The organism is Cytobacillus gottheilii, assembly GCF_900166665.1.
Taxonomy (GTDB): Bacteria; Bacillota; Bacilli; order Bacillales; family Cytobacillaceae; genus Cytobacillus; species Cytobacillus gottheilii_A.
In genome coordinates, this window is sequence record NZ_LT800494.1 from 1,422,839 (window position 1) to 1,445,590 (window position 22,752).

The 22,752-nt window shown below is 39.0% G+C and carries 23 protein-coding genes, 1 riboswitch and 1 other annotated feature; of the genes, 18 read left to right on the plus strand and 5 right to left on the minus strand.

What is annotated here, in order from left to right; translation table 11 throughout:
- The first annotated feature begins 1 nt into the window (after nucleotide 1).
- From B7E07_RS06920 to B7E07_RS06950, 7 genes are all read left to right on the plus strand, one after another.
- The gene (locus B7E07_RS06920; protein ID WP_080844867.1) at nucleotides 2–1,024 is read left to right on the plus strand and encodes an alpha/beta fold hydrolase; all 1,023 of its coding nucleotides are present in this window, start codon (nucleotides 2–4) and stop codon (nucleotides 1,022–1,024) included.
- A 314-nt stretch (nucleotides 1,025–1,338) separates the two neighbouring features.
- Nucleotides 1,339–1,548: a binding site (T-box leader), on the plus strand.
- A gap of 49 nt (nucleotides 1,549–1,597) precedes the next feature.
- The gene (locus B7E07_RS06925; protein WP_080844870.1) at nucleotides 1,598–2,074 is read left to right on the plus strand and encodes a GNAT family N-acetyltransferase; all 477 of its coding nucleotides are present in this window, start codon (nucleotides 1,598–1,600) and stop codon (nucleotides 2,072–2,074) included.
- Nucleotides 2,075–2,396: 322 nt separating this feature from the next.
- A complete protein-coding gene (locus B7E07_RS06930; protein ID WP_080844873.1) occupies nucleotides 2,397–2,987 on the plus strand; it encodes a GNAT family N-acetyltransferase in 591 nt (196 codons plus the stop codon).
- A 295-nt stretch (nucleotides 2,988–3,282) separates the two neighbouring features.
- Complete coding sequence (locus B7E07_RS06935; protein ID WP_257391409.1) at nucleotides 3,283–3,648, plus strand: NAD(P)H-dependent oxidoreductase; 366 nt, start codon at nucleotides 3,283–3,285, stop codon at nucleotides 3,646–3,648.
- A gap of 379 nt (nucleotides 3,649–4,027) precedes the next feature.
- Nucleotides 4,028–5,731 (plus strand): methyl-accepting chemotaxis protein, encoded by a 1,704-nt coding sequence (locus tag B7E07_RS06940; RefSeq protein WP_306807547.1) that lies wholly within the window; start codon nucleotides 4,028–4,030, stop codon nucleotides 5,729–5,731.
- 151 nt (nucleotides 5,732–5,882) lie between these two features.
- Nucleotides 5,883–5,986, plus strand: a riboswitch (SAM riboswitch).
- A gap of 108 nt (nucleotides 5,987–6,094) precedes the next feature.
- Entirely contained in the window at nucleotides 6,095–7,144 is a 1,050-nt protein-coding gene (locus tag B7E07_RS06945) for an LLM class flavin-dependent oxidoreductase (RefSeq protein WP_080844876.1), read from the plus strand.
- A gap of 15 nt (nucleotides 7,145–7,159) precedes the next feature.
- Nucleotides 7,160–8,116, plus strand: a complete 957-nt coding sequence (locus B7E07_RS06950; RefSeq protein WP_080844878.1) for an ATP-grasp domain-containing protein — start codon at nucleotides 7,160–7,162, stop codon at nucleotides 8,114–8,116.
- Between the two features lie 164 nt (nucleotides 8,117–8,280).
- Here the strand turns inward: B7E07_RS06950 and B7E07_RS06955 are convergent, their stop codons facing one another.
- A complete protein-coding gene (locus B7E07_RS06955) occupies nucleotides 8,281–9,978 on the minus strand; it encodes a M3 family oligoendopeptidase (RefSeq protein WP_080844880.1) in 1,698 nt (565 codons plus the stop codon).
- Between the two features lie 736 nt (nucleotides 9,979–10,714).
- Complete coding sequence (locus B7E07_RS06960; protein WP_080844883.1) at nucleotides 10,715–11,173, minus strand: hypothetical protein; 459 nt, start codon at nucleotides 11,171–11,173, stop codon at nucleotides 10,715–10,717.
- 274 nt (nucleotides 11,174–11,447) lie between these two features.
- On the opposite strand from B7E07_RS06960, the gene B7E07_RS06965 reads away from it, so the two are divergent.
- Nucleotides 11,448–12,203, plus strand: coding sequence for an N-acetylmuramoyl-L-alanine amidase (locus tag B7E07_RS06965; RefSeq protein ID WP_080844885.1), 756 nt, complete (start codon nucleotides 11,448–11,450; stop codon nucleotides 12,201–12,203).
- 117 nt (nucleotides 12,204–12,320) lie between these two features.
- On the opposite strand, the gene B7E07_RS06970 is transcribed toward B7E07_RS06965, so the two are convergent.
- Nucleotides 12,321–13,301 carry a F510_1955 family glycosylhydrolase gene (locus tag B7E07_RS06970; protein ID WP_080844891.1) on the minus strand — a complete coding sequence of 327 codons (981 nt, stop codon included), beginning with the start codon at nucleotides 13,299–13,301 and terminating at the stop codon, nucleotides 12,321–12,323.
- Nucleotides 13,302–13,531: 230 nt separating this feature from the next.
- Between B7E07_RS06970 and B7E07_RS06975 the strand changes: the two genes are divergently transcribed.
- Complete coding sequence (locus tag B7E07_RS06975; protein WP_080844896.1) at nucleotides 13,532–15,331, plus strand: M3 family oligoendopeptidase; 1,800 nt, start codon at nucleotides 13,532–13,534, stop codon at nucleotides 15,329–15,331.
- A 68-nt stretch (nucleotides 15,332–15,399) separates the two neighbouring features.
- Here the strand turns inward: B7E07_RS06975 and pssA are convergent, their stop codons facing one another.
- Entirely contained in the window at nucleotides 15,400–15,942 is a 543-nt protein-coding gene (gene pssA / locus B7E07_RS06980) for a CDP-diacylglycerol--serine O-phosphatidyltransferase (protein WP_080844902.1), read from the minus strand.
- 194 nt (nucleotides 15,943–16,136) lie between these two features.
- On the opposite strand from pssA, the gene B7E07_RS06985 reads away from it, so the two are divergent.
- A complete protein-coding gene (locus B7E07_RS06985) occupies nucleotides 16,137–16,934 on the plus strand; it encodes a phosphatidylserine decarboxylase (RefSeq protein ID WP_080844905.1) in 798 nt (265 codons plus the stop codon).
- A gap of 59 nt (nucleotides 16,935–16,993) precedes the next feature.
- On the opposite strand, the gene B7E07_RS06990 is transcribed toward B7E07_RS06985, so the two are convergent.
- Nucleotides 16,994–17,134, minus strand: coding sequence for a sporulation histidine kinase inhibitor Sda (locus B7E07_RS06990; RefSeq protein ID WP_066443394.1), 141 nt, complete (start codon nucleotides 17,132–17,134; stop codon nucleotides 16,994–16,996).
- Nucleotides 17,135–17,659: 525 nt separating this feature from the next.
- Here B7E07_RS06990 and B7E07_RS06995 point away from each other — a divergent pair.
- From B7E07_RS06995 to B7E07_RS07030, 8 genes are read left to right on the plus strand one after another with little or no spacing between them, the layout of a single operon-like run.
- Nucleotides 17,660–18,175 (plus strand): YqeG family HAD IIIA-type phosphatase, encoded by a 516-nt coding sequence (locus tag B7E07_RS06995; protein WP_080844908.1) that lies wholly within the window; start codon nucleotides 17,660–17,662, stop codon nucleotides 18,173–18,175.
- A gap of 3 nt (nucleotides 18,176–18,178) precedes the next feature.
- Nucleotides 18,179–19,285 (plus strand): ribosome biogenesis GTPase YqeH, encoded by a 1,107-nt coding sequence (yqeH, locus tag B7E07_RS07000; RefSeq protein WP_080844912.1) that lies wholly within the window; start codon nucleotides 18,179–18,181, stop codon nucleotides 19,283–19,285.
- Between the two features lie 27 nt (nucleotides 19,286–19,312).
- The gene (gene aroE / locus B7E07_RS07005) at nucleotides 19,313–20,143 is read left to right on the plus strand and encodes a shikimate dehydrogenase (RefSeq protein ID WP_080844916.1); all 831 of its coding nucleotides are present in this window, start codon (nucleotides 19,313–19,315) and stop codon (nucleotides 20,141–20,143) included.
- A 2-nt stretch (nucleotides 20,144–20,145) separates the two neighbouring features.
- Nucleotides 20,146–20,436 carry a ribosome assembly RNA-binding protein YhbY gene (yhbY, locus tag B7E07_RS07010; RefSeq protein ID WP_080844919.1) on the plus strand — a complete coding sequence of 97 codons (291 nt, stop codon included), beginning with the start codon at nucleotides 20,146–20,148 and terminating at the stop codon, nucleotides 20,434–20,436.
- 16 nt (nucleotides 20,437–20,452) lie between these two features.
- Nucleotides 20,453–21,022 (plus strand): nicotinate-nucleotide adenylyltransferase, encoded by a 570-nt coding sequence (locus tag B7E07_RS07015; protein ID WP_080844922.1) that lies wholly within the window; start codon nucleotides 20,453–20,455, stop codon nucleotides 21,020–21,022.
- Nucleotides 21,012–21,590 carry a bis(5'-nucleosyl)-tetraphosphatase (symmetrical) YqeK gene (gene yqeK / locus B7E07_RS07020; protein WP_080844925.1) on the plus strand — a complete coding sequence of 193 codons (579 nt, stop codon included), beginning with the start codon at nucleotides 21,012–21,014 and terminating at the stop codon, nucleotides 21,588–21,590. Before B7E07_RS07015 ends, yqeK begins: the two co-directional genes overlap by 11 nt.
- Entirely contained in the window at nucleotides 21,583–21,936 is a 354-nt protein-coding gene (gene rsfS / locus B7E07_RS07025) for a ribosome silencing factor (protein ID WP_066443411.1), read from the plus strand. Before yqeK ends, rsfS begins: the two co-directional genes overlap by 8 nt.
- Complete coding sequence (locus B7E07_RS07030) at nucleotides 21,936–22,682, plus strand: class I SAM-dependent DNA methyltransferase (protein ID WP_080844928.1); 747 nt, start codon at nucleotides 21,936–21,938, stop codon at nucleotides 22,680–22,682. Before rsfS ends, B7E07_RS07030 begins: the two co-directional genes overlap by 1 nt.
- Nucleotides 22,683–22,752: the final 70 nt, after the last annotated feature.

The window sequence follows — 22,752 nt, forward strand, 5'->3', positions numbered from 1 at the left end:
AATGGATAATTATGAGATTTTCAATTTGGGTGATGTAACCTTACAATCGGGAGTAACGTTACCAAGCACTTTTCTTGCTTATAAGACTTATGGAAAGTTGAATGAAACTAAAGATAATGTTGTTATTTATCCAACTGCTTTTGGCGACCAACATGTTAATAATGAATGGTTGATCGGAGACGGCATGGCACTAGATCCACAGAAATATTTCATTATCGTTCCGAATCTAATAGGGAATGGCTTATCTTCTTCTCCAAGCAATACTCCTGCACCGTTCGACAAAGCTAATTTTCCGCAGGTAACCATCTATGACAATGTTCAATTGCAGTATCGACTTGTGACCGAAAAATTCGGCATTCAGAAAATCGCACTTGTAGTTGGATGGTCAATGGGTGGTCTTCAATCTTTCCAATGGGCAGCCAGTTACCCCGACATGGTGGATCGAATTGCCTCTTTCTGTGGAAATGCAAAGACTTGGCCGCAAACCTATGTGGTTCTCGATGGACTAAAGGCTGCACTCATGGCCTCAGTCGGCTCGGAATCTACTGAAATAAACCAGTTGACTTCTAAAGATATGCGTGCGGTGGGTCGTGTCTATGCTGGATGGGGGTTATCGCAAACCTTCTATAAAGAGGAACTTTATCGTGAAATGGGATTTGAGGAATTGGAAGAGTTTGCGGTTGGAGTTTGGGAAAATAGCTTTATGAGTATGGATCCCCACAATGTTCTAGCCATGTTATGGACAGGACAACATGCAGATATTAGTGCAAACGCAGCATATAACGGAGCGTTCGATGAGGCACTCAAAACCATTAAAGCCGATACTTATATCATGCCAGGAAGTACGGATCTCTTCTGTACGGCAGAAAATAACGAATATGAAGCTAATCTTGTACCGAATGCTGAATATCATCCTATCAAATCAGTCTGGGGTCATTTTGCTGGTCGTGGAATCAACAGAACCGATAATAAATTTATTGATGAAAATTTAAAACGCTTATTAGGACTTCGAAAAAACAGGTAAACTGTTTTAATATACTATAATTGAGAGACGGTTACCCTCGAATTAATCGTCTCTTTCTTTTACTCAAGGACTATTGCGTAGTACAACGATATTGGGCAGTAAAAGACATCCACTTAGCGCTAACTTGGTGAATATATATACATAAACAAACAGATGCGATTCTTCAAGTGAGAAAGATCGCTATTTTGTTTATTCAAGTAACGGGGCGGTTAGTGAAAGAAGCCCGAACGCTAACAGTTATAAATTAACCGTTGAAATTATGGTGATTCCAGGTTAAAATTTGTATAAATAGAAATATTTTGAAATGTATAAGATGAAAAGTTAGGATAGGAATTAGTAGTTACTTATCTCCCTGTAACAGAGAGCTGATGGGTGGTGGGAATCAGTACAAAGGTAAGAGCGAATTACCTCCTTGAGCTTTCTTTACGAACATAGAAGTAGTAAAGAACGGACGGACCGTTATTCGTAATGAGTGGAAGAGTTTTCTTCAATAAGGGTGGTACCACGTTAACCACGTCCCTTTTAATAGGGGCGTGGTCTTTTTATTTTATATTATTGGGGGTAGAAATAACTATGGATATAACTATTCGACATGCTGAGCAAAACGATTACGATTTATTGCTGCCTTTATTTAGTCAGGTTCATGAATTCCACGTTTTTGTAAGACCAGATTTGTACAAAGAGAATCCCACTCCAGTCGAACAAGAGTTTTTTGAAAGCCAATTGATTGATAGTAAACAGCATATTTTTGTGGCTACCATATGCGCTGATATAGTTGGCGTTATAGTGACAAAGGAAGAAGAAGTAACAGAAAATACTTTTGTTAAAGCGAGGAAAGTATTATATATAAAGAGTTTATGCGTTCTTGAAGCACATAGAAAGAAAGGTATCGGAAAAAAACTAACTAAATACGTTTTGGATTTTGGTAGATGCCTCAAAATTGATAGTATTGAATTAGGAGTATCCGAGGAAAATAAATCTGCCATTGAATTTTATAGGTCAATTGGGATGACAACGAAGAGTAGAAAAATGGAGATTATATTGAACTAACGGACGGGTGATTCGACGATCCTTTTCTTATTGTACAAAAGGGGCAGGTTAGCGTAAGAGGGGATTTACATTAATGACCTTGATGTCATATAATTTAAAATGTTAAGTTAATTAACTGTGTAAGGGAGGGGATTATTATGGCCAAATTTAAATTATATAGAATTAGACGAGTTACGATGGTTCCAAACCTCCCTTTAGTTTCAAGTATATAATTAAGAGTATTTAATTATCTAAGAAGACCATCGTAAATACGGAGGTCTTTATTTTATTTGTAAATTTAATTTTATCGGATTCCTATATTAAAAATAAGGAGCTAAAATGTATGCAAATAAGAAATTATGAAGCTGGAGATGAAATTGGTTGGGTTAGATGTAGAGCATTATCTTTTTTAGATACTGCTTACTTCGACAATGTATTGAAGAATAAAGAAATATACAATAATCCAGCTATTGAATTAGTAGCTGTTGAAGACGAACAAATTGTAGGATTATTAGATATTGAATATGAAGTCCAAGAGAGGACCGTTTGTTCAAGAGGAAATGGTCTCGGTGGAATGATATGGCATATTGCAGTTCATCCAGACTTTCAGAGGAGAGGTATAGGTACTCAATTATTAAATGCGGCAGAAAAAACAGCTAAAATAAAAGGGTTAAATCGTTTTGAAGCTTGGACTAGAAATGATGAATGGGTAAGAAACTGGTATATAAAAAGTGGATTTGACGATGTAGAATCGTACTTGCAAGTGTATATTGATGGTAACAAGGAATTAAACGGAGTCATTAAAAGTGAAATTTCTAACCTATTTCCTGTTCAAGTATATGCTCATTACGTTGGAAATGAAAAAGAGTCGATAAAGGAGAGTTTTCAAAGAGTACATGAATGTATTTGTTATGAAAAAATGCTAAGAAAGTGACTTCTTATCTTTCAAAGGGAGGAAGGGTTCATTTTCTCTATTTTAACTAGAGTTTAGACTGGTAAGCATTTATAAGCTTAAAGTTTGTGAAGTTATATACTTAAACTAAAGGGTGCTATTATCCAAGAGTCAGCTGCCCATTCAGGCGGCTTTTCTTAATTGGCAATAGGGGGCAGCATTCCTGTAATAAGTGAAAATTCACTGATGCTAGAAATGGGGCAGGTTATATTAACTATGAAAATGAATCTAAAGCTGCTGACTAAGCAGCTTTTTTTAGTTATTGTTCACTTTAATCGTGACTTCTTTTCTTTTATCCAATTGTTCTTCTCCCAAATTATTTACTGCTGAAGAATTGAAGCATTTTAATAGAGGAGAAACACCTTATGAATTAGTTAAGGAATATCAAAAGAAGTTAAGCCAGGCAACTGAGTTGATTTTTATATTTCCTGTCTGGTGGTGGGACTTACCTGCTATTTTAAAGAGTTTTATTGATAAAGTAATGTTGAGTGGATTCGCTTTCCTAGAGGAAAAAACAACAGGTGATCTGAAAGGGTTATTGACATATATAGAGAAAACAACTGTGATTTCAACTTCTACAACGGATAAAGATTATATTGAATCTGAAGGAGGAAATGCTATTCAGGGCGTATTCATTAACTGAACTTTAGCTGACCTGGGAATTAAAAATGAAAAAACAAAATGGATTCATTTTTCTGGTGTTAACTTAACAACAGATGAGAAGAGGAAACAATTTTTAAGAGAAATAACTCTAGATATTTGAAATAGAATGAACTGAAAAAATGCACGTAAATAAAAGCGTGCATTTACACAACAAGGAACAAAATTAAGAGCCAAGGTATGCACTGCTTGCATACCTTGGCTCTTTTTACATTCATAAAATATACTGCCGTTTAGCATTCTTTAATTGCCAAATATATATAATCTTTTTTAGTAAATCCATATTAATCATTTTATATAATCAACCGATAGTATAGTGGGAGATTCAAAAGTGAATTTGTGATTGAATAGGAGAAAATACATTGGGGAAAATCAGGAAAATTAATTTAAAGCTGGCTGCAAAGGTAAATATCATTGTCATATCAATCATTGTGGTATTATCAGCCGTTATTGGTTTTGTTGCGAATCATGAGGTAACAGAGGGAATTAAAGAATTTGCAACAGAGAAAGCAAAGGGAGATCTGGGATTAGCTTATCGGTATATCGATAATAAGTACCCAGGTGATTGGGAAGTTAGAGGAAATGAGTTATATAAAGGATCCGTCAAAATAAATGATAACTTTGAAATCGTCGATAAGATTGGAGAAGATACGGGAGATACTGTAACCATCTTTTTAAAAGATACCCGTATAACGACAAATGTTTTAATCGATGGAGACCGCGCGATTGGCACCAAAGCTTCTCCTGAGGTAGTGGACACTGTCATCATAGATCGTGAAAATTACTATGGTGAAGCAAATGTGGCAGGGAATATGTATCAAACGGCATATATGCCCCTTCAGTCTTCAACAGGAGAAGTGATTGGGATTTTTTATGTTGGTGCATCAGAAGAAATCATCAATCAAATCCTGTCTTCTTTTCTAATAAAATTTATTATTATTTTATTGATTATGGTAGCCATAGCTTTTGCTGTCGTTTATCTGTTCACTTCTAAAATGAAAAAGAGACTTGCCGCTATGACCAATGCCCTTAAAATGGCTGGGAATGGTGACTTTACAGCGAAAATTCAGGATCATTCAAAAGATGAGCTGGGCTCATTAGCTGTAAGCTACAATCAAATGTCCCAGAATCTTAAAACAATGTTAGATGAGGTGATTCAAACCTCTGAACAGCTAGCTTCTTCATCAGAACAGCTAACTGCAAGCTCAGAGCAGACGAGCATTGCTACAGAGACGATTACAGAATCAATTCAACAAGTAGCCAATGGTGCTGAGCAATCGGCAGTGAATGTGCAAGAAAGTTCATTGGCACTGGAAGAAGTGGCAAAAGGCATACATTCTATTGCCGAAAATGCACTAATGGTTTCTGAAGTCAGTAATGCTGCTGTCGAAAAAGCCAAAGAGGGCGGGGTACTCGTTCAAAATACGGTTAAGCAAATAAATGCCATTAACACATCTGCAGCAGCAAGCGGAGAAGTTATGAAAACGCTGGATTACAGATCACAGGAAATTGAAAAAATAACAAAAGTGATAACCGATATTGCGGACCAAACGAATTTACTGGCATTAAATGCGGCAATTGAGGCTGCCAGAGCGGGAGAACATGGGAGAGGATTTGCTGTTGTAGCAGATGAAGTAAGAAAGCTCGCAGAACAGTCACAGGCATCTTCTTCTCAAATCTCAGTATTGATTCGAACCATCCAAGAAGATATGGAGCAGTCAAGCAGGTCCATTGAACAAGTTTCTGAAGAGGTAAAAGAGGGGTTAGACATTGTTCAGCAGACAAGCATGAACTTTAAAGAAATTCTTGATCATATGGCAAGCTTAACAGAACAAACGAATGATATGGCAGCGACTTCTGAACAAATATCGGCTAGTACACAAGAAGTGTCAGCAACAGTTTCTGGGATTATTACCATATCAGAACAGACATCATCTCATTCACAAAACGTGGCCGCTTCCGCAGAGGAACAGCTTGCATCAATGGAAGAAATAGCCGCTTCATCAGCAGCGTTATCTCATTTAGCAGAAGATTTAAAAGTGGTTGTCAGCAGGTTCAAAGTATAGTTTTTGAAAGTAAATACTGCGTAATTTAGTGTAAGTTATTTATTAGACTAGAAGGTAAATAATCAATATTTAGAGTCTAGAATTAATTTATTGACAATTGTTTCAATTTCATTTATTATCCTATTAAATAAATGAAAAATTGAATATTTTCTTCTTATCCAGAGAGGTGGAGGGACTGGCCCTTTGAAGCCTCGGCAGCAGGTTCGTATGAACACTGTGCCAATTCCAGCAAGCGTACTGCTTGAAAGATGAGAAGAGGGTTTTTAAAACTCTCTTCTTAGGAGGAGAGTTTTTTCATTGTTTATTAATCCTACTTAAGTTATAGGAAAAGTAGATAATTAATGATCAGAGGGGCGAAGAGAGATGAAATATGGTTTTTGGCTGCCGATATTTGGAGGCTGGCTGCGCAATGTAGAGGACGAACACATGCCGGCAACTTTTGATTATGCTAAAAATGTGATTCAGAGTGCTGAACAATGGGGATATTCCACAACATTAATCGCGGAATTATATTTAAATGATATAAAAGGACCGGAGCATGATTCGCTTGAAGCCTGGTCTACCGCAGCTGCACTTGCTGCTGTTACTGAAAAAATCGAAATAATGACGGCGATCCGTCCTGGTTTTCATAATCCTGCTGTGGCAGCAAAAATGGCAGCTAATATTGATCAGATCAGCAACGGGCGTTTTACGCTAAATGTGGTATCTGCCTGGTGGGCTGAAGAAGCTCGTCAATATGCTGGGATTTTTACCGAGCATGATGAACGCTATGCACGTACCGAAGAGTTTATTGATGTGTTAAAAGGGTTATGGACGGAAGAAACCTTCCAATATTCTGGCCAATTTTACGATTTGAAAAATACAAAGCTTGCGCCAAAGCCTGTACAAAGACCTAACCCGATCCTTTATGCAGGCGGCGAAAGTGAAAAAGGCAAGCAAACCATTGCAGAAAAATGTGATGCATATGTGATGCATGGAGGAACGGTTGAAGAAATACAGCAAAAAATTGCTGATATGAAGGCAAGGCGTGCCCAAACTGGCAATGAGCCATTTAGTTCATTCGGAATGGCTGCCTATGTGATTTGCCGTGATACAGAAGAAGAGGCTTTTGCTGAACTTGAAAAGATCACAACCGTGAAGGATTCCAGTGCATATGCCGGCTTTAAAGATTTCACGACGAAATCACAATTAGAACAGCAGATTCAGCTTCAGGATTACTCTGTTTCCAACCGTGGCTTGCGCCCAAACTTAGTAGGAACACCTGAGCAAATTTCGGACCGAATTCTGCAATATGAAGAAAATGGTTTAGACTTGCTGCTGCTGCAATTTTCACCTCAATTAGAAGAGATGGAACGATTTGCAAAACAAGTTATGCCATTAGTTGAGCAAAAACGCAGTTTAATAAAAAACTAGAAAGGGGTCCCGAACATGACCAAAGTATATGTAATCCATGAAAATAGTGAGTGGACCGTCCACTTAACCAATAGACTAGAGGAGCTTGGTGTTCCTTATGAAGAATGGCATTTAGACGAAGGAACACTGGATTTATCTTCAGAACCCCCGGAAGGAATTTTCTACAGCAGAATGAGTGCTTCATCACATACTCGTGACCACCGTTTTGCCGCTGAGTTTTCCGGACAGGTATTAGCTTGGCTGGAAGCACATGGTCGTACAGTGCTAAATGGAACAAGCGCGCTGAAGCTTGAAGTGAGCAAGGTACTGCAATACTTGGAGCTGGAAAAGTCTGGTGTGAAAACACCAAAAACAATTGCAGCAGTTGGAAAACAGCAGATTTTAAAAGCAGCTGAAGCTTTCGCAGGACAGCCGTTTATCACGAAGCATAACCGTGCCGGCAAAGGGTTGGGTGTGCAATTATTCCAAAGTATTGACGCACTGAAGGCATATGTCGAGGGACCGGCATTCGAAGAGCCTGTTGATGGCATCACCCTTATTCAGCAATACATTCAATCACCGGAAAGCTACATCACCCGCTGTGAATTTGTCGGAGGCGAATTTGTGTATGCCGTTCGGGTGGATACATCTGAAGGCTTTGAACTCTGCCCGGCTGATGCCTGCCAGATTGGGGACTTATTCTGCCCGGTAGGAGAAGAGGTGGAAGAAAAGCCTAAATTCCAGATTATTGAAGGCTTTGACGATCGTATTATAGAAAAGTATAAAGACGTTTTGGCGCGAAATGATATTGGAGTGGCTGGAATTGAATTTATCAAAAACGCTGACGGCGACATTTACACGTATGATATCAATACAAACACCAACTATAATTCAGATGCTGAAGCAAAAGCAGGGAAATATGGAATGCTGGAATTGGCATCGTTATTGAAGAAGACACTGGAAGAACACTATTCAGTATCAGTAAATGTATAAGTTGTAAGAGACTGGTGCATAAGGATTTATTATGACTAAGATCCGAATGGTTAGGAGGTAAATCTATCTAATCATTTGGTTTTTTTGCAAAGAAAGAAAAAAGCACAACTAGCTTCATGTGCTAGTTGTACCAGTTTCCTGCGTGTATCTGCGAAGAGCTTCTGTTAGTTAATATCCTGAATCACTTTCTCCAGGAACTCACCCATTCTTTTAACAGCTGGTTCAGTAAAATCAAATTGAACTCCTGTTTCTTCATAAATAGCTGCAATCGATTGGTTATAGTCAGCACCAGCACCTTTTTTATAATCCTCAATTGCCTTTGCCGGGTCTTTCTGATAATTCTCCAGTAATTGCAGTGCGCCAAGCATTGAAATGGAGTATTCAATATTATAGAAAGGAACCTGGAAATAATGCAGGGTGCCAGCCCAGCTCATTCCAACTTCTTCTTCAAAGCCAGTTGTATCGACAGGGCTTAAACCGTACCGTTTAGAGATTTCGAAGTATTTCTCATCACGCTCTTTTGCAGTATGGTTTGGATTTGTATACATCCAATGCTGGAAGAGGTCCCCTGATAATGGGCCGAATAACATCGTAAATGCCCGTCTCAGCTCTTCACGCTGCGCGCTCTTAAAATCTTCTTCTTCCGGATAAAAGCGATCAAGCTTATCCAATAAGAGTAATTCCATTCCATGCGAATATAATTCAGCGACTTCCATGCGAAGCTGATAGTCTTCAGTAGGACCATGCTCAGAAAACTCAAGGTATCCATTGACCGCATGTCCCATTTCATGGATTAGGGCAATTAGTGAGAAAAAGGAAGGACTGAAGTTTGCAAAAACAAAGGTTTCTCCTGAAACAGGCAGGGAAGTACAGAAACCGCCCGGGCTCTTACCTTTTCGGTCTCCAAGATCTAGTAAACCATTTTCTCTCATATAATCGAAACGCTCAGCAAAATAGGCATCTGTCTTGCCTAACATCTCAGAAACGCCATCCATCAGATCAGCCACATCCATGTATGGTGCGTTTTTCATCAACTTAGCATTGTTATCCCAAGGTCGATATGTATCGACACCAAGCTTGGACTTGAACACCTCTGCCAGACGGTTCCAGGCGGGAATGATGTGCTTTTCAACATTTTCATGAAAGTCATAGCAATCCTGCACACTATACTCACGATTTTTAGCGACAAACATATAATCGCGATAATTCTCAAAGCCTGCATTTAAAGCGATCTGATGACGCAGCTGAACAAGTTCATCCATAATGGAATCCATATCTGGCTTGATTTGACGATAAGCTCCCATCATTTTGTGATAGGCTTTTTCTCGTACTGCTCTATCAAGATGATCAAGCTGTGATTGAATAAATGGAAATGGTTTTTCTTCACCCTCCCATTCAACGGTTAATCCTCCCATAATTTCACTATACTTTGTGTTGAGCTCTTGCTCTTTTACCATTAACGGAATATTTTCTTCCCTGAATAATTTCACTTTGGACTCCCGAGCTCTTCTCATTAAACCATATTGTTCTTCATTTAATTGACTAAAATAAGGAGAATCACACAGTTTCTCATTTAGTTTTGCTTCATATTTCATGATCAGCGGCAGAATCACTTGCTGGTCATGAAGATAAGTCGCCTTAATTTCCTCATCTTCTGTATTTCGGTTAAAATCAACTAAATGTCCTGTCATCGCTTCGTCAATTTTATGTATAAAAGTCTTTTCTTCCATCAGCCATTTTTCCAGATCAGAAACAGATTCAATCGGAACTTCAAGTAAGCTCTGAAACTGAGATTCTACCCCAGCGGCATCCTGTAAATTGATTAATTCTTTGTAATATTTATGACTTAATTCTTGTGCCATGATTGACTCCCTCTCTTTTTTAATAATTTTCTTAATATTATATTAACGGACTCTTGACTGTAAATCTAGTTTTTTTCTAAAGGATGGAGATGGGTAGTGTTTTGCTGCTTTTTGTTTTTGGCAAACATTGTTGCTATGAACTTAATGAGTAGAAGTCGATTTCCGCTCCAGGACGTTCGCTTTCCGCAGGGTGGGCCCCTGAGCCTCCTCGCGTCGCTTACGATTCTGCGGGGGCTCACCTGTCTCACTCCTCCCATAGGAGTTTCGCACCTTCTGCTCCAATCAACTAGTTTTTTTAGAACAGAAAACTTTTCAAAAACAACAATCTTTTAGAAAAAAACTTTGGTAAAAGTCTACTTGTAAGTGTGCAAAACTGTATACTGTCAACATGGAATATATTTGAAATTTTTACATATTCCTTTTAAAATAATAGAAAAGGAGTTGTTCTTCATGGAAATCGTTGTAGGTCTGCTTAGATTTATAGGAGAGATTTGTGCTGCGATCGCGACGGCAGCATGGAGTCGTTATCAAGAGAAATAATCCTTCTTAAACCTATAATTCAGTGGTTTAAATGATTATCTTACTCCTGGTGAATTTCGAGCGATCAAAGGCTGTCTGTATGCTCCATTTGAAGTGGAGTAATTAGAAGGATATCAAAAGGTAATGGTTTATTTTCACCGATATGCTTTTTCAATAGGTTGAGGCTGAGACTGTTAAAAGTCCAGCCTTTTTATGGTTAGTCTGAGAGACTTAAAATTACCAAAATGAGACCAGTAAATAAAAGAGGGGAGGAGATAGTTATTGATTTCCAAAGCCATGAAACCTTGTCACGAATAATGTTAACCAGGAAAAGGCCACTCAGTGCAACTAGATAACGAATATAATAGAATATTTCGCCCTGATTGCCTAAAGGGTTTCGATCGAGAAAAAAGTTAAATGCAATAAAAAGGAACACGATGTTCCAACTCATCTGCCATTTTGGAAAGTAATGTTTAATGGTTAAGAACAATACACCATTCGTGAAAATGAAATAAAAATACAACTGGAGATTATAGAGCATACCAAAAAATGTTCCTTCAACAACCATTTCTCCTAGAGAAAAGAGAGGAATGAACAAAAATAAATGACCGAGTAAATGATTTATGACAAATACAATGCCTGCTCCAAGCAAACTCTTTTCAATTAGCTCTCTCAACTGGTCCTCCTAGAATTTGCGTTTTTACTATATTATTACATTTGTTTTACTTAAAATGGAATCTTTTTTTCCTTATTTGCAGCAATCTGAACCTAAGTAATTATGAGAATAATTTTAAGTGCTTTTTCACTTAAATACCTCGTCCTTTACTGTAACCCATTATCTGATGATGAAAATCACCATTTAATGTTTTTTTTATAAAAAGGCTTGTTCTATGCTCAAGGGTACAAGCAGTTAAGAGAATAGAAGAATAGGATACATGGAGGTGATGTATATGGTAAAGATTTTCATAGATCCTGGTCATGGGGGCAGTGACCCAGGAGCAGTTGGAAACGGATTGCAGGAAAAAAATATAACCTTGCAGATTGCAACTCGTATTCGTGATATTCTTGGCAGCGAATATGAAAATGTGGAGCTGAGGATGAGCAGAACGGGTGATAGTGCTGTTTCATTAAGTAATCGAACCAATGCCGCTAATGCTTGGGGAGCCGATTTTTTGCTGTCCATTCATATTAATGCAGGCGGCGGGACAGGCTATGAGGATTATGTGTATCCGAATGTTGGTGCGCCAACAACCACTTATCAGAATATAATTCATGAAGAAGTGACAAAGTCTGTGGATTTTGCCAATCGCGGCAAGAAGCAGGCGAACTTTCATATGCTTCGCGAGTCAGCGATGCCGGCATTACTGACTGAAAATGGGTTTATTGACAATAGCAGTGATGCGGCAAAACTGACACAGCCATCTTTTATAGAAAGCATTGCTAGAGGGCATGTCAATGGTCTGGCAAGAGCATTTGGGTTAAAAAAAAAGCAAATAACACTATATAGGATTCAAATTGGTGCATTCAGTGACAAAGAGAATGCTGACAGCCTAGCAGCACAGGCGAAAATTGCAGGCTTTGAAGCATTTGTACTTGCTGAAAACGGATTATATAAAGTACGGGCAGGTGCCTTCTCTAATAGAAGCAATGCAGAGCAGCAGGTGCAGAGATTAACAGCAGCAGGGTTTGAGGCGTTTATTTTATAAATACTCTAATCATATAAAAAAGAGTAAAAGCATCATGTGCTTTTACTCTTTTTTAATGACCGTACGTTTGAAATCCTTGCCGCCGACAACTGGCAATCTAATGGTGTGTCTAAGTGGTTAAATACTTCCTTTATCCAAAATATGCACCCAAGATTCGCCGCCGTCAGTTGTTTGATAAAGATCGCGCATATAGGTTGTAAATGCGAGAGTACTCTTGTCTGTTTGACTTCCAGCTATATAGGTAATTGGATTATCATAAGCAAGGGATGGAATCTCCATTTTTATGCTTTCCATTGTCGCTAGATTGATGGAGTTGAATTGTACTTTTTCATTTTCCACAGAAGAGTAATATAAATGACTTTCTGTAAATGTAATGGCAGTTACCATAACCTCTTCTGTAATAAGCTTCATATTATTACCCTTATCCTCGGACAGATAAATTCCGCTTCTAGTGGCCATGGCCATCACATTTGGATCAGTTGGATGGGCAGCAATCATGCCTAATGTATCGGCGCCGAATCCATTTAATGGTACGGGTTCAAAGGCGTCAGGCTGTTCTGTTGAACGGAAAAGTCCTGGGTCCATCTCTGTTAAAGCATCACCGTTAATTCCGTAAATCATCTGAGTTTGATAGCCAGCGGTCAGAAATGGAAATTGGCCTTTTCCTTCAAAGGCAATATGCTCAATTGTCTCACCTTTGTCAATACTTTTAGCGATACCCATCTTAGACTCACCTTGCTGACCACTTGTAATAAATCCGTCTTCAACCGCGCTAAAGCCATAATAATCATGCTTTTTAGTGCTAGTTTCAAACCATTGTTCATCCTTATGTATGAGCAAACCTTTGTCAGTAGCCAGATATAGACCGTCATCATTTCCTGGATAACCAATTCCCTGAAGCTGGGCGATCTCCATGCTGGATGCATCTGAGATTTCAAAAGGAATATCTTCCTCTGCAGGCACCTCTGTCTCTTCAGCAGGCTGTTCGGTGTCATCATTTGATGAAGATTCCTGTTCTGTTTCATTCTCCGTATTTGTGCATGCTGCTAAAAAAAATGAAAGCAGCAATAATGGTATTAAAAAACGTTTCCAATTCATTTGTTTCACTCCAACTTTATTTTGCTTTATTCAATTGTTAGCATACCGATAACCATGTTAAGAAGCAAACATGGCGCATTTCATTCTGTATATTTAAAAAAATAAGCCCTGATAATAGAAATTTCGGAAAAATTAATTTATAATAAAGAAAGTATTTCAGCTGCCGAAGTAATACCTAGTTCTCTTTTAAGATCGCAGGCAAGTATACATAAATGCAGGAGGGTTTAATCATGACAACCAAAACATATTCAGAGGTATGGGACTTAGATGTCTTTTTTAAAGGCGGAAGTGAGTCTGAGGAATTCACATCACATCTTAGCGAAACCGAAAAACATATTGAGCAATTTAAACAATCTGTGCAAAGCTGGGAACCTTCAAACCATGCAAGTGAAAGCAGTCAGCTGATCCAGCTTTTGGAGAAATTTGAAGCAACATCGAAGAAAATTAGACAGGCTGGAGCGTTTGTCAGCTGTTTAGAAGCTCAAAATACAGAAGACAAGGCAGCAAACAAACATCGTGCAACAGTGACACGTCTAAGTGCAGCATTTCAATCCGTACTTACCGGTTTCGATGAAAAATTGACTTCTTTTGACCAAAATGTTTGGGAAGAAATTTTAAAAACGGAAGGGTTATCTGAACTTTCCTTCGTTTTGACAGAACGCCGTGAAAAGGCAGAAGAGAAGTTATCTGAGAAGGAAGAATCATTAATCAATGCCCTTGGTGTTGATGGTTATCACGGCTGGAGCCAAATGTATGATGTGATTGTTCGTACGGTCAAGGTTCCTTTCACAGAAAACGGCGAGGAGAAATTCCTGTCTGTTGGGCAGGCATCTAATAAATTTTCAAGCCCGGATCGTGAAGTGAGAAAAGCTGTGTTCAAGAGCTGGGAAGAGGCATGGGGAGAAAAGGCGGATTACTTGTCTAAAACATTAAACCACCTGGCTGGCTTCCGCTTAACAGTCTATGAAAAACGCGGCTGGGAGGATCCATTGAAAGAACCATTAGCGATTAACCGGATGGAAAAGGCTACACTTGATTCCATGTGGAATGTCATTTCAAGCTATAAAGCTCCATTCGTTAAGTTTCTTGAAAGAAAGGCAAAATTGCTCGGACTGGAAAAGTTGAGCTGGTATGATCTTGATGCTCCGCTTGGCGAGACAGAAACGAAGGTTTCTTATCAGGAGGGTGCACAATTTATTCTCGATCACTTTAGTAAATTTGGGGAGGAAATGACATCCTACTCAAGAACAGCATTCGAAGATAGCTATATCGAAGCAGAAGATCGGGCTGGCAAAAGACCTGGCGGATTCTGCACCTTCTTCCCTGAAACTGGTCAGTCTCGTATTTTCATGACGTATTCTGGAACACCTTCAAATATCTCAACACTCGCACATGAGCTGGGACATGGTTTTCATTCATACGCGATGAGAGATGTTCATACATTAAATCGCAGTTATGCAATGAATGTGGCTGAAACAGCGTCTACTTTTGCTGAGATGATTGTTAGTGACGCAGCGGTGAAGAATGCACAGTCAGAGGAAGAAAAGCTCTCACTTTTAGAAGATAAAATCCAGCGTTCTGTTGCACTGCTGATGAATATTCATGCTCGTTTCTTGTTTGAAACACGTTTCTATGAAGAAAGAAAGAGCGGCATGGTGAGCACAGAAAGAATCAGTGAACTGATGCTTGAAGCACAGAAGGAAGCATATGCAGGTGCATTGGATGAGTATCATCCAACATTTTGGGCATCTAAGCTTCACTTTTATATCACAGGTGTTCCTTTCTACAACTTCCCATATACATTCGGCTATCTCTTCTCTCTTGGCATCTATGCGCAAGCGATTGAAGAAGGCGCTGGTTATGAGGAAAAGTATATTGACTTATTGAAGGATTCTGCATCTATGAAAGTAGAAGACCTGGCACTTAAGCACTTAAACACAGACTTAACGAAGCCTGACTTCTGGGAAAAAGCTGTTCAGCTATGTGTAGATGATGTAGAAGAATTTTTGGCTTTAACTGAAAAGAAATAACATCAGCTAAAAAACCGCTCTATTAGGGCGGTTTTTGTTATTTCCCTCAGCTTTTGGGTAAAAGAAAGTCAGCGGATTTTCTTCACTTTCATCGTACTGATCATCATGAAAGATAAGATTAAGGTGAAAGATAAATAGAAGACTGGCGGTATATGTAAGATCATCAGCATGCTTATCGCTGCAAACAGACCAGCAGCGGTAATTGGCAATCCAATAAAATACTCGTCTTGATGAATCAGATGGTAACGGGCAAGGCGAATTGCCCCGCAGCATGCATACAGAATGGTGGAAACCATACCAATGATACCAAATTCATAAAGGGTTCCCTGATATAATAATAGTGCTGGTGCTATGCCAAATGATATAATATCACTCATGGAATCCAATTGTTTTCCGAACTCAGATTGAATTTGGAGTTTCCTTGCCAGCATCCCATCAAGAAAATCTAAGAGAGCAGCCAAAACAATGAACAAAATTCCAAGTGAAAGCTGCTCATCCATAATAAATATACAAGCAATACTTCCACTGCTAAGATTCAATAAAGTGAATATATTTGCGATTTGAGACCTGATTCTTTTTAATAAATGGTGGCTGTTTTGAAATGAAAGCATCTTTTCACTCCCTTGAACACATTACATAAGACCTTTTAACAACGAATACAATTGTCCTTATATAATAAATATTTTAAAGACTGTTATTTTATACGGTTTAAAAGCAGCAAAGTTTCAGGATGCTAGTATGCATACTTTATATAGCTGCGGATTTCATGCAGGATGACTTAATGACAAAAGATTGGAGCTAAAAGATGAAACAACCTATTTACAGATTTTTGATTGAGCTGACGAATGGCAGGATTACGTCTTACCTTCTTCAAAAGTTTGCACGTTCAAAGATAAGCAGGTTTGTGATCCCTTCGTTTTCAAGTACCTATAAAATTAATGAAGGTGAAATGGAAAAAGAGATAAAAGAATATCAATCGCTTCATGATTTTTTTATCCGAAAGCTTAAAAAGAATGCGCGGATCACGGATGCAGCAGAAGAAGCAGTTGTCAGTCCGGTCGATGCGGTAATAGAGGATATCGGCTTGATTGAAAGCACGCGAGAAATTGTTGTTAAAGGAAAGACCTATTCAATTAGTGAAATGCTTGGAAGTAAAGAAAAAGCGGATGTTTACGCTGGTGGTCAGTATATGATTTTGTATTTAAGTCCTAGTCATTATCATCGTATTCATAGTCCTGTTACAGGGACGGTCATGGAACAGTGGACCTTGGGCAGAAAATCATACCCAGTCAATCGGTTGGGGCTCAAATATGGCAGAGATACGTTATCGAAAAATTATCGGACGATCACGGAAATTCAGCATGAAGAAGGAAAGCTTGCGGTCGTTAAGGTCGGAGCGATGTTTGTCAATTCAATCGAAACAACGCATAATGGGGACATGCTTGAAAAAGGGAGTGAAATGGCTTACTTTACATTCGGTTCTACCGTTATTCTCTTGTTTGAAAAGGATACTTTTTTGCTTGATCAGAGCATTAAAGCACCTTTTAATATTCAAACGGGAAAAAGACTTGGCAATCTAGGCCATTATTCTGAGCAGGTTTAAATATAGAAAAAATAAAAGCCCTTTAAAAAGGGCTTGTCCAATTTACAAGTAGCAGACTTTTAGGATGAAGCTTTAATCTGGTTTGTTAGAGATCTCCGATGAATTTCAGTTTCAATTAATCTGATAAAGTCTGGGGAAAGTCTAAGCTCTTTTGCTTTATGGTACGACTCTATGAGCAGGTCATCTGACAGTTTGCGCAAAGTTGACTCACCTCCAATAATGTGTGCTTTGTATCGGTCTATTTAACTGGTTTTAAACATATATTAGTAGGTAATTTTGTTGTACCCTTACTTTACCAAATATAAACACATAGAACAACCGTTCTGTTATCCACAGTTTATAGTGGATAACCTGTGATTATTTTGTTTATATATGGGAAAATGATAAACGTATCATAGTGTATAATGTGAATAAAGTTATCCACAGATTGACTGCTGAAAATTTTGTCGAAAAGTATTTATGATTTATTCATAAATTTGCGGCAATTCAACATACTTATGGGAAAGTTATTTTATGCAAAAGATAAAGGTGAGATACTTATAATGAGAATGAAATTATAAGAAATGACCATTGGTAGCGGATGGAAGCTTTACCACTGCTAAAAAGCAGGTCCTGCCGTTAAGAAGATTCTTCTTAAAGCTCTATAACGGTTCAGAAAATATATTGACCATCATTAGATGATGTGACATAGTAATGCAGAATAAGAAAATTGAGGTGTGACAATGGTGTTGAAGCATTTTTTACCAAATCAGCATGTGAAGAGTATCTTTGAAATAACTCCGGATACGTTAGCTGAAAGAGGTGTTAAGGGAATTATTACCGATTTGGATAACACGCTTGTTGAGTGGGATCGTCCAAACGCAACCCCTAAACTGATTAAATGGTTTGAGGATATGAAAAATAGCAATATTAAAGTAACGATTGTGTCCAATAATAATGAAAATAGAGTAAAGGCCTTTTCTGAGCCGCTTAATATACCCTTCATATATCAAGCTCGCAAACCAATGGGACGAGCTTTTAGACGTGCATTAACAGAAATGGGATTACAGCAGGATGAAACGGTTGTGATCGGAGACCAGCTGCTTACAGATGTTCTGGGAGGAAACCGCAGCGGGTTTCACACCGTTTTAGTTGTTCCTGTTGCCCAAACAGATGGATTTATAACAAGGTTTAACAGAAAAGTGGAAAGACGCATCCTAAATTTCTTCAGGAAAAAAGGGATGATTCAGTGGGAGGATTAAATTTTGAGTGAACAATATGTTTGCATAGGCTGTGGAGTGAAGATACAAACAGATGAAAGAGAAGGCCTAGGTTATGCTCCGCCTTCAGCATTAGAAAAAGAGGAGATCATTTGTCAGCGCTGTTTCCGTTTAAAGCATTACAACGAAATTCAAGATGTAAGCTTAACAGATGATGATTTTCTAAAAATATTAAACGGCATTGGCCAAACAGATGCCCTGATCGTTAAAATTGTCGATATCTTTGACTTTAATGGCAGCTGGCTGCCTGGACTGCACCGTTTTGTGGGAAAAAATAAAATTCTTTTGGTTGGAAACAAGGTCGACCTATTACCGAAATCAGTTAAGCATAACAAGCTGATCAACTGGATGAAGCAGGAAGCGAAAGAGCTTGGATTAAAGCCTGAAGATGTTTTTCTGGTGAGTGCAGGAAAAGGCCAGAATATAAAGGAAGTAGCTGAAGCAATTGATGAGCTGCGGGGCGGAAAAGATGTATACGTTGTCGGCTGTACTAATGTCGGGAAATCTACGTTTATAAATCGTATTCTAAAGGAAGTAACAGGTGAAGGTGACATCATCACAACGTCTCATTTCCCTGGCACGACTCTTGATATTATAGAAATTCCGCTTGCTGATGGACAGGCACTGATGGACACACCTGGCATAATCAATCATCATCAAATGGCTCACTTTGTCGATAAGCGTGATTTGAAAATCATTACGCCGAAAAAAGAAATTAAGCCAAAAATCTATCAGCTCAATGAAGGGCAGACATTATATTTTGGCGGATTAGCAAGATTTGATTATGTCTCAGGCGGCGGCAAAAAGTCGTTTGTCTGTCATTTTTCAAACGAATTGCTTATTCATCGTACCAAAACAGAGAATGCTGAGGAGCTATATAAAAATCATGCCGGCGAAATGCTGACACCTCCGAGACAAGAGCAAATGGACGAGTTTCCGGAGCTTGTAAAACAAGAATTCTCGATTAAAGAAGGGAAGACAGACATCGTTTTCTCGGGTTTAGGCTGGATTACGGTTAACGACCCGGGGATTAAAATTACGGCATTTGTTCCTAAAGGTGTTCATGTTTTAACTCGAAAGTCACTTATTTAATTTTTTTACAGAAGGGGAGTCAGATTCATGCAAAAGCTATATGCTGTATTAGGTGATCCGATCGCTCATTCCATGTCGCCTGTTATGCATAATGATCTTTTTGGAGCGTATGGGATTCATGCCCATTACCACCCTCTTCTCGTAAAAAAAGAAACACTGCAAGAGGCTGTAACAGGATTAAAGGCGATTGGAATTTCGGGCTTCAATGTAACAGTTCCGCATAAAGAAAGAATTATTCCTTTTCTTGATTATGTAGACCCGCTTGCAGCAGCTATTGGCGCTGTAAACACAGTCGTCAATATAGAAGGCAAACTGCAGGGCTATAATACGGACGGCACAGGTTACGTGGCAGGATTGCAGACGGTACTGTCGGATTTCAAGGACAGGCGGACATTGGTAATTGGAGCTGGAGGAGCAGCAAGAGGCATTTATTTTGCCCTAGCTGCTGCAGGCGTTCAGCAAATGGATCTGTGCAATCGGACCGCAGAGAAGGCCGAGCTGATTAAAAATGAGTGTCCATATGAAGTGGAAACAAATGTTTATTCAAAGGACATGGCGGAAAAAGTGCTGTCACAGTATGGTTTAATCATTCAAACGACGCCAATTGGGATGTCTTCCGCCGCCACAGACATGCCTCTGTCTTTACAGCATCTTGATTCTAAAACATTTGTCAGCGATATTATCTATAATCCGCTCTACTCTCCCTTTTTACTTGCAGCCAAAAATATGGGAGCAGAGGTTCAAAACGGACTGCCCATGTTTGTGTATCAGGGAGCATTAGCTTTCGAACTTTGGACAGGCATCAAACCCGATACAAATAGAATGAAAAAACTTGTATTATCACATCTAGGAGGTTAACAATGTTAACAGGTAAACAAAAAAGATTTTTAAGATCAAAGGCACATCATTTGAACCCGATTTTTCAGGTTGGAAAAGGCGGCGTCAATGAAAATATGATCGGGCAAATCCGTGAAGCGCTTGAAGCAAGAGAACTGATGAAAATCAGCGTGCTTCAAAACTGTGAAGAAGACCGCGATGATGTGGCATCAGCACTATCAAAAGGCGCACATGCAGAATTAGTGCAAGTGATCGGAAACACAATAGTACTGTATAAAGAATCAAGAGAGAATAAGCAAATTCAATTACCATAACAGGGAGTGAAGACTTCTGAAAAAGGTAGGAATTCTGGGCGGAACCTTTGACCCTCCGCATCTTGGCCATTTTATTATTGCGAATGAGGTAAAAGAGGAACTTGAGCTTGATGAAATCTGGTTTATGCCAAACCAGGAGCCTCCGCATAAAGTGCGGACTAACTCAGTGCCGGCATCAGATCGGGTCAGGATGCTAGAGCTTGGCATTACGGGGCGGCCTGGTTTTAAAGTAGAGACGATTGAACTGGACAGGCAAGGCCCTTCCTATACCTATGACACCATCAAGCAGCTGAATGAGTTATATAAACAATACAGCTTTTATTTTATCATCGGTGCGGACATGGTAGAATATTTGCCAAAATGGCATAACATCGATGAGCTGATTACGATGGTGCAATTCATTGGTGTCAATCGACCTGCATATGAGCTTGAAAGCGACTATCCTATTACATATGCCAATGTACCGGATGTGGCGATTTCATCCAGTATGATTCGGGATCGTCTTCAAAAAGGGAGATCCATTACGTATTTAGTTCCGAATGAAATACGTGATTATATAAAGGAGAAAAAGCTGTATGGACCGTGAAAAAGCATTGAGCATTGTAAAAGAGCAATTAACTGAGAAAAGGTATATTCATACCATTGGTGTGATGGAAACAGCGATTGAACTGGCAAAAAAGTATAAAGCTGATGAGAAAAAAGCGGAGATCGCAGCGATTTTCCATGATTATGCGAAGTTCAGACCGAAAGATGAAATGAAAAGCATCATCTTCGAACAGAATATGCCGGCAGACTTGCTTCTGCATCACTCAGAGCTATGGCATGCTCCTGTAGGGGCTTACCTTGTTAAAGAGGAAGCGGGCATTGCAGATGAAGAGATATTGGATGCAATCCGCTATCATACATCAGGGCGCGAGCATATGACGCTTTTGGACAAAATTATCTATGTCGCCGATTATATTGAGCCGGGCCGCAAATTCCCTGGTGTCGAGGAAGTCCGGCTGTCAGCACAAGAAAATTTAGATGCAGCACTTAAACAGGCGATGAGCAATACGATTATATTTTTAATAAAACAGGGACAGGCAGTATATCCGCAGACATTAGAGGCTTATAATGGATTATTGTTAAATAGAAAGGACAGATTAAATGACTGAAAAAACATTATTAAATACAGCTGTAAAAGCAGCAGACGATAAAAGAGCAGAGGATATTATCGCATTAAATATGAAGGGAATTTCCTTAATTGCCGATTATTTTGTGATTTGCCATGGTAACTCTGATAAGCAAGTACAGGCAATTGCCCGCGAAATCAAAGAAAAAGCAGAAGAGTTAGGACATACAGTTAAGCGTATGGAAGGCTTCGATGAGGCAAGATGGATCCTCGTTGATTTAGGAGATGTTGTGGCACATGTCTTCCATAAGGATGAAAGAAATTATTACAATCTAGAACGCCTTTGGGGAGACGCACCATCTGAAAATGTTCAAAGCGAGTTAAACTAATGAGCTATGAGCAGTTCGCTTATCTTTACGATGAGCTGATGAAAGATGTTCCCTATGATAAATGGGTTGAAATCATTGAGCAAAAGGCCGCTGAATACAATGTTACAGGGAAAAGATTGCTGGACCTTGCCTGCGGAACAGGTGAGCTTTCTGTCCGCCTTGCAGGCAGCGGATATGATGTAACAGGAGTAGATCTTTCAGAAGATATGCTTTCTGTTGCAAGGGGTAAGTCTGATGAACAAGGCATTCCTATCCAGTATTTTCAGCAAAACATGGCTGAGCTTGAAGGTCTTGGTTTCTTTGACATCATCGGCATTTTTTGCGATTCTCTGAACTATTTGCAAAATGAAGAAGACGTGAAGAGAACCTTTGAGGGTGTATTCACACACCTAAAAGATGATGGTCTGTTTATTATAGATGTCCATTCTGTTTATAAAATGACGGACATCTTTATGAACCAGACATTCGCTTTAAATGAAGAAGAAATCAGCTACATATGGGAAAGCTTTGAAGGCGAACATCCTCACAGTGTTGAGCATGAATTAACTTTTTTTGCTCTTGATGAAACAACAGGCAAATATGACCGCTATGATGAACTCCATTTTCAGCGCACCTATCCTGTTGAACAATACCAAGCATGGCTGAAGCAGGCTGGCTTTGAAGTGCTGGAAATTTTAGCAGACTTCTCTGATACCCCGCCGCAATCTGATTCTGAGCGGATCTTTTTTGTGTGTAGGAAGTTCTAAGAAATAACAAAAAAGCAAGATCATGAGAAAAATGATCTTGCTTTTAAATTTTTTAAAGGATTTTTTTCCA

Excerpts from the sequence above, each read along its gene's own strand:
- B7E07_RS07030 (WP_080844928.1), top strand. The coding sequence starts at position 21,936 with ATGAGCTATGAGCAGTTCGCTTATCTTTACGATGAGCTGATGAAAGAT.
- B7E07_RS06955 (WP_080844880.1), bottom strand. The coding sequence starts at position 9,978 with ATGGCACAAGAATTAAGTCATAAATATTACAAAGAATTAATCAATTTA.
- B7E07_RS06920 (WP_080844867.1), top strand. The coding sequence starts at position 2 with ATGGATAATTATGAGATTTTCAATTTGGGTGATGTAACCTTACAATCG.
- yhbY (WP_080844919.1), top strand. The coding sequence starts at position 20,146 with ATGTTAACAGGTAAACAAAAAAGATTTTTAAGATCAAAGGCACATCAT.
- B7E07_RS06925 (WP_080844870.1), top strand. The coding sequence starts at position 1,598 with ATGGATATAACTATTCGACATGCTGAGCAAAACGATTACGATTTATTG.
- B7E07_RS06985 (WP_080844905.1), top strand. The coding sequence starts at position 16,137 with ATGAAACAACCTATTTACAGATTTTTGATTGAGCTGACGAATGGCAGG.
- B7E07_RS06945 (WP_080844876.1), top strand. The coding sequence starts at position 6,095 with ATGAAATATGGTTTTTGGCTGCCGATATTTGGAGGCTGGCTGCGCAAT.
- B7E07_RS06965 (WP_080844885.1), top strand. The coding sequence starts at position 11,448 with ATGGTAAAGATTTTCATAGATCCTGGTCATGGGGGCAGTGACCCAGGA.
- yqeK (WP_080844925.1), top strand. The coding sequence starts at position 21,012 with ATGGACCGTGAAAAAGCATTGAGCATTGTAAAAGAGCAATTAACTGAG.
- B7E07_RS06930 (WP_080844873.1), top strand. The coding sequence starts at position 2,397 with ATGCAAATAAGAAATTATGAAGCTGGAGATGAAATTGGTTGGGTTAGA.
- B7E07_RS06975 (WP_080844896.1), top strand. The coding sequence starts at position 13,532 with ATGACAACCAAAACATATTCAGAGGTATGGGACTTAGATGTCTTTTTT.
- pssA (WP_080844902.1), bottom strand. The coding sequence starts at position 15,942 with ATGCTTTCATTTCAAAACAGCCACCATTTATTAAAAAGAATCAGGTCT.
- B7E07_RS06950 (WP_080844878.1), top strand. The coding sequence starts at position 7,160 with ATGACCAAAGTATATGTAATCCATGAAAATAGTGAGTGGACCGTCCAC.
- aroE (WP_080844916.1), top strand. The coding sequence starts at position 19,313 with ATGCAAAAGCTATATGCTGTATTAGGTGATCCGATCGCTCATTCCATG.
- rsfS (WP_066443411.1), top strand. The coding sequence starts at position 21,583 with ATGACTGAAAAAACATTATTAAATACAGCTGTAAAAGCAGCAGACGAT.
- B7E07_RS06970 (WP_080844891.1), bottom strand. The coding sequence starts at position 13,301 with ATGAATTGGAAACGTTTTTTAATACCATTATTGCTGCTTTCATTTTTT.